The following is a 3,706-nucleotide window of genomic DNA, read 5'->3' on the forward strand; positions in this document are numbered from 1 at the left end:
TTCTTTGCAGTCGAGATTTATGTCGAGCGGTTCGCGCGCAGGCGCGGATTTACGGGATGAAGACATCGGTTTTACTCCAGATAATTAAGGTGACTGGATGCCAGGCGCGCTACGGCCCCGGGGCGATGCTCGTTTTCGAACGTCGTTGAGCATCATGATCAGCGGATCCGCTGGCGGCCTGAAGCGGCCTGGCTTGACCAATGGCGACCCATGCGCAGCGAGGATTTGCAGCTTTTCCTCGGGGTCGGCCCGCAGATAGGCTTCCGTGCTCTGGATACTGGCATGCCCAAGCCAGAGCGCCACTTTGCGGATGTCGCCGGTCGCAGCGAGCGTGTGCATCGCGCAGGAATGCCGGAGCACGTGGGGCGTGACCCGCTTGCGCAGCAGCGACGGCTGCTTCTTCGCCGCCGTGGCTACATGCTTGGCGAGCCTGAACGCAAATCCGTCGCGCGTCATCGGCTCGCCATGAGCGTTCAGAAATATCTCCATCGCCTGACATTGCGGGCGAACAGCAAGCCAGGCCCGAAGACTTGCCTGTGTCTCGCGCCAGAGAGGGAGGATGCGTTCGCGCCGCCCCTTGCCGATGATGTGGACCGTTGCGAGCGAGCGTTCCGGAAAGTCTTGCATCTGTAGCGACAACAACTCGGCGACCCGCAGACCGCCAGCGTAGGCGAGGTGCAACATGGCGCGATCCCGGGTGCCCAGGCGAGACTGAGGATCGGGTGCATCGAGCAGCGCGGTGATCTCGTCCCGCGTCAGATAGTCGATCAGGGTCGTGTCGGTCCGCTTTGTCGGCACGGCACGTACACGCAGCGCGAGATCGAGGCAGGCTGGGACGCGATACTCGACGTAACGGAAGAACGCCCGGATCGCCGCAAGCCTGGCATTGCGGGTTCTGGGACTGTTCTTCCTTGCCTCCTCCGAATGGTCGAGAAACGCCATGATCAGCGCGGGATCGAAATCCTCAATCGTCAAGTCGGTGGGGCGCCGCTTCAGGTGGTTGGCTGCGAACCGGACCAGAAGCGCGAAGCAGTTCGCGTAGGTCGTCACCGTATGTGGGCTGACGTTGCGTTCGCGAGGCAGATGTTCGCGCAGGAACGCAGCGAGATGGGTGGCGAGCGCGGTCATGCCGCGCCTCCTCGGAAAAGCTGCTCACCTGCTGCGGCGATGTCACGAAGGAGGACCGGTGTTGCTTCGAGATACCAGTATGTGTTGGCTACATCCGTATGGCCAAGATAGGTGCTGAGCGCTGCTAAGTGATGCCGGATCGCCTCCCGATCGTGCTGGCAGGACTCCAGCGACCGAACGGCGAAGGTGTGCCTCAGGTCGTGGACGCGAATGCCCTTGGTTCCGGTCGGACCGCGGAAACCCAGCTTACGAGCCAATCTGACGAAGACGATGTGAACGACCGTCTGGTGTGGCGCCCGGCCTCTCGTGGTGACGAACAGATCATCGCCGCGGGCGTTCAGCCTTCTGCGAATGCTGAGATACGTATCGAGCGCCTCTCGCGTTGATGGCTGGATCGGCAGGAGGCGTTGCTTGCCAAATTTGCCGTTCCGGATAACGAGGCCGTCGTCGACCACATCATTACACTGGAGTGCGAGCGCCTCGGATATCCGCACGCCGGTCGTCGCCAGCAGGCCGAATAGGTAGTGGTAAGTATGCGGGCTGATCTTGCCTTTGGGCGGAAGATCAAGGGCGGCCTGCATGATCGCTCTGAGTTGTTCGGGCTCGATGATATGTGGTGTCGGGCGGCGTCGCTTCCCTCTTCCGAAGACGCCTGCTGGCGGCACCTGATGCTGCTGATCCTCGGCATGGGCATAGAGGCAGAAGCGGCGGAGGTGGTCGAACCTGTCCCGGGCCACGTTCTGGGAACTGGCCGATCGGCACCAATCGTAGATCCGCTCGACTTTGATGTGCCGATCGCCGAGGTCGTTGGCATAGCTGGCAAAGAGACGGAGCCACCGTTCCTGCGCGTCAAACTTGCGGCCGAAACTGCGATGTAACGCGACATAGCGTTCGATCTGAGCGTTCATCATGCAGCGTCTCCCGGCCAATCCTGAGCGACCTTGAGCAGCATCGGGACGTCGACCTTGGCGTAGATGGCGGTGGTCGCCGGGGAACGGTGGCGCAGGATCGTGCCGACCGATTCAAGGCCGGCGCCGGCGCGCAGCATCCGTGTTGCCAGCGAATGCCGGAAGGTATGGGCACCCGTCGGCACGCCCTCGATGGCGCCCCGATGGAATACACGCGCTACGATGCCTGCGATCTCGGCCGACGAGTTGAACGGCCGGAATGGAGGTTGCACCCGAACGAACAACCGCTCCTCGTCTATCGGTGGGCGGGCCCGCTCGATATAGTCGAGGATCGCATCCCCTACATCCTGGGGCAGCGGCAGGCGATCGGGCCGCCTGCTCTTGCCGCAAACCCTCAGACATCCTTCGTTCCAGTCGATATCCGCTAGACGGAGCTGCCAAATGTCACCGGCTCGCAGGCCGAGCCTGGCAAGTAGAAGGATGATGGCCTTGTCACGAATCTCGACCGCAGTATCGGTTTTGCAGGACGCAATGATCCCCTCGACCGTCGCCTCGTCCATATAACGTGGCAGGGTGCCGAGCCGATAGCGCCTGATGGGCGGAAAGGCATGTTGCAACGCCGCGTCACACTCCCCGCGTGAGACAAGAAAGCGCACATAGCTCCGTATGATGCCGGCGACGGTCGGTGCAGAACCGGGCACCTCGGTGATGCGGTGGCTAACGATTCTTCTGATGGTAGCCGCGTCCAGATCCGATGGAGGACCGAGCAACAAATACCAGCGCTTCACTTCGTCGCTGTAACGACGGATCGTCGCAGCCGAACTGCCGCAATGGGCCTTCAGCCAAGCCTTATAGGCTGTCAGATCCTCGTCTTCATACGGTTGGCTCTCTGCCTGCGGAAGTATCTGCCGGTCGCGCAAAAATCCAAGGAAGCGTCGCGCGCCCTTACTGCGGCGTAACGGACCGTGATGGCCGATCAGCGTTCCGCGCTTGCGGTAAACCGGGCAACGACAGCTGTGGCCAGCATACAAGGCAACATGCTTATCAGTGACATCCTGCCAGCGCAGGCGAGAAACGCGCACCCACGCGGCAAAGTGCGCTGCCTCCGAACGGTAGCTCTTGATGCTCGCCGCGCTGTAATGCTCCTGCACGAGGAATGTCGCGTAATCCGCCAACGCCGTGTCCAGATGATCGATATCATCGGGCACGGCGACCATACCCCGGTCCTCCAGGAAGCGAACAAACCGCCGAACCTTGCTGGTGAACTTCGGACGGTTGGGCTCATGGCGGGAAAAACCCCGACAGCGACACCGATGCTTCTCGAAGCGGCGGACGACAGCGTCATCAACAATCGAGACCGCGATGCCCTGCTGATCGATCCAGTACAGGAAATGGCGAGCGGCCGTTTTGTAAAGCCCCGCTGCAACTGCCGCAGTCCCCAGAAGAGAAGAGTGGAAGGCGGTGGATAGAGTATCTGGGGTGGGAGTGTCTCCCGTCCAGGGCTTGGGCCGTCCGTATGAAACGACCGTTTTTGGCGACGTCATAGATCCTCCAGCTTGTTGGGGCTGGGGACACCTTAATTATCTGGAGTAAAATCGATGTCTTCATCCCGTAAATCCGCGCCTGCGTGCGAACCGCTCGACATAAATCTCGACTGCAAAGAAATCCTT

General features: G+C 61.1%; 4 protein-coding genes. 1 reads left to right on the forward strand and 3 read right to left on the reverse strand.

Annotated features, from left to right (window positions below; translation table 11 throughout):
* Positions 1-84: 84 nt before the first annotated feature.
* The 3 genes from AX724_RS10505 to AX724_RS10515 are packed head-to-tail and all read right to left on the reverse strand — an operon-like array spanning position 85 to position 3,253.
* Positions 85-1,128, reverse strand: a complete 1,044-nt coding sequence (locus AX724_RS10505; RefSeq protein ID WP_051743976.1) for a tyrosine-type recombinase/integrase — start codon at positions 1,126-1,128, stop codon at positions 85-87.
* Complete coding sequence (locus AX724_RS10510) at positions 1,125-2,039, reverse strand: tyrosine-type recombinase/integrase (RefSeq protein ID WP_066766044.1); 915 nt, start codon at positions 2,037-2,039, stop codon at positions 1,125-1,127. The genes AX724_RS10505 and AX724_RS10510 overlap by 4 nt, the downstream gene beginning before the upstream one ends.
* Positions 2,036-3,253 (reverse strand): tyrosine-type recombinase/integrase, encoded by a 1,218-nt coding sequence (locus AX724_RS10515; RefSeq protein ID WP_231736629.1) that lies wholly within the window; start codon positions 3,251-3,253, stop codon positions 2,036-2,038. Before AX724_RS10515 ends, AX724_RS10510 begins: the two co-directional genes overlap by 4 nt.
* Here AX724_RS10515 and AX724_RS24480 point away from each other — a divergent pair.
* Entirely contained in the window at positions 3,224-3,505 is a 282-nt protein-coding gene (locus tag AX724_RS24480; RefSeq protein WP_230190467.1) for a hypothetical protein, read from the forward strand. The genes AX724_RS10515 and AX724_RS24480 overlap by 30 nt on opposite strands.
* Positions 3,506-3,706 lie beyond the last annotated feature (201 nt).

This window comes from Sphingobium sp. CCH11-B1 (assembly GCF_001556865.1).
In the GTDB taxonomy this organism is placed as follows: domain Bacteria; phylum Pseudomonadota; class Alphaproteobacteria; order Sphingomonadales; family Sphingomonadaceae; genus Sphingobium.

What these genes read in the sequence shown, in the direction of transcription:
- AX724_RS10515 (WP_231736629.1), bottom strand. Translation starts at nt 3,253, where the DNA reads ATGGTCGCCGTGCCCGATGATATCGATCATCTGGACACGGCGTTGGCG.
- AX724_RS10510 (WP_066766044.1), bottom strand. Translation starts at nt 2,039, where the DNA reads ATGATGAACGCTCAGATCGAACGCTATGTCGCGTTACATCGCAGTTTC.
- AX724_RS24480 (WP_230190467.1), top strand. Translation starts at nt 3,224, where the DNA reads ATGATCGATATCATCGGGCACGGCGACCATACCCCGGTCCTCCAGGAA.
- AX724_RS10505 (WP_051743976.1), bottom strand. Translation starts at nt 1,128, where the DNA reads ATGACCGCGCTCGCCACCCATCTCGCTGCGTTCCTGCGCGAACATCTG.